Origin of the sequence: Plasticicumulans sp. (genome assembly GCF_035331805.1) — a bacterium.
Taxonomy (GTDB): Bacteria; Pseudomonadota; Gammaproteobacteria; order Competibacterales; family Competibacteraceae; genus Plasticicumulans.
This window is the reverse complement of record NZ_DAOLKE010000511.1, coordinates 1-1,844: the sequence shown is the minus strand read 5'-3', so window position 1 is coordinate 1,844 and position 1,844 is coordinate 1. Positions and strand designations below refer to the sequence as shown.

General features: G+C 72.6%; 1 protein-coding gene. It reads left to right on the top strand.

Going from position 1 to position 1,844, the window contains the following annotated elements; genetic code table 11:
- Nucleotides 1-1,844 (top strand): formylglycine-generating enzyme family protein (locus PKE44_RS18925; protein WP_324554327.1); only part of this gene is annotated, 1,844 nt, incomplete at both ends.

Sequence of the window (1,844 nt, the reverse complement as noted above, 5' to 3'; positions counted from 1 at the left end):
GCGCGCCCGCTCGCCTGGCTGCCGGCCTCGCGCCGCCTGGTGCCGGCGCGGCTGCGGCGCGCGGCGCAGGTGCATTGCCTGGACGAGCGCCAACAGAGCCATCCGCTCGCGGCGCAGGGAGCGCCGGCAGCGGTGGATCGCAGCGCGCTTGGCGATGCACTGGCGGCGCTGCTCACGCGTCTCGCGTGTTGCGTGCGCGTCGAGCCGGGTTTGCTGCGCGCCTTGCGCCGGCTCGAGGCGGGCGCTGCCGCCGAGCCGGGACTCGAAGCGCTGGTCTGGGGCAATCGCCAGCACGTTGCCGCGGGCGAGCGTTTCTGCGAGATCGCTCCGGCGCGCGTCGCCGATTGGCGCGAGCGCTTTCGCGAGAAGCTGCAAGCCGCCGAGCAGAGCGCGGTGCTGCGCGAAATGCTGCGTTTTCACGCTTTCCGCGGGCGCTCGACCGAAGCCGCCGAGCTGCTCATCTGGCACGCGCACGCCGGCGAAGAAGCGCGCCAGGCGTTCGCGGCGCGCGTGGCGCAAGCGCGCGACTGGTTCGCGCGCTTTGCGCTGCGCGCCGACGCGGCCGACGGCGAGGCGAGCGCCTACGCCGCCGACCTGCTGGCGCGCAACCGTGGCGACCGCGCGTGGCTGGAACAGCATTCGCCCGTGCTGGCGCCACTCTGGGTGCTCAGCGGCGAAGACGAAGTCCCGGCCGGGCTCGACGCGCGGCAAGTCGCGCTGGCGCTGCAAGCTGTCGCAGCGCAGCCGCCGTCGCAGCGCGAGTTCGTTCTCGTCCAGCGCGACGATACCTTGGCGTTGGCGCTGGCGCGCGCAGCGCCGGGCGGCAGCCGCTGGCCGCTGCTGCGCCTGGCTGGCGAAGTCATCCCGGTCCGTGTCGGCCGCCAGACGCGTCGGCTTCGCCTGCCGGCCGACGACGCCGTGCTGCCGCTCGCCGAGAGCAGCGCCGAGCGCGTCGAAGTGTTCGCCGGCACGCACGCCTACGCCTGCCAGCGCGTGCAGCGGCCGGCGTGGGCGAGCGAAATCGGCCGCGATCGCTACGGCGTCTACCTCGAAGCAACGATCGCCGGCGTCGTACAGCGCCTGCGCTGGATCGAACCCGGCGAATTCCGCATGGGCTCGCCGCCTGACGAGCGCGGGCGCTTCGACGACGAAGGCCCGCAGCACCGCGTGCGACTGACGCGCGGTTTCTGGCTCGCCGACACCGCGTGCACGCAGGCGCTGTGGCAGGCGGTGATGGGCGACAACCCGAGCCGCTTTCAGCGCGATGTGCGCCAGCCGGTCGAGCAGGTGTTGTGGGACGACGTGCAGCGCTTTCTGGAAACGCTGCGCGTACTGCTGCCGGGCGCCGAAGCCGATCTGCCGAGCGAAGCCGAATGGGAGTACGCCTGCCGGGCGGGAACGACGACGCCGTTCAGTTTCGGCGAGACGATCGACACGCAGCAGGCGAACTACCATGGCAACCGTCCTTACGCGGATGGCGCGCAAGGCGAGTACCGGCAGACGACGGTGCCGGTGAAGACGTTTCCGGCCAACGCGTGGGGTCTGTACGAAATGCACGGCAACGTCTGGGAATGGTGCGCCGACGGCCTGCGGCGGTACGACGGCGCGGAATGCGAGGACCCACGCGGTCCTGAAGGCGAGGGCGATTCCCGCGTGGTGCGCGGCGGCTCGTGGAACTACGACGGCAGGCTCGTGCGTTCCGCCGTCCGTGACTGGGACGTGCCTGGCTACCGCTACCGGAGCGTCGGGTTCCGGCTCGCCCTTAGGTCCATGAGGGGGCGCGGAGCGCCAGCCCCGGAGGGGCAGGAAGCGACGGCGGCCTTCGCGGGACGCGAAGGCGCGGG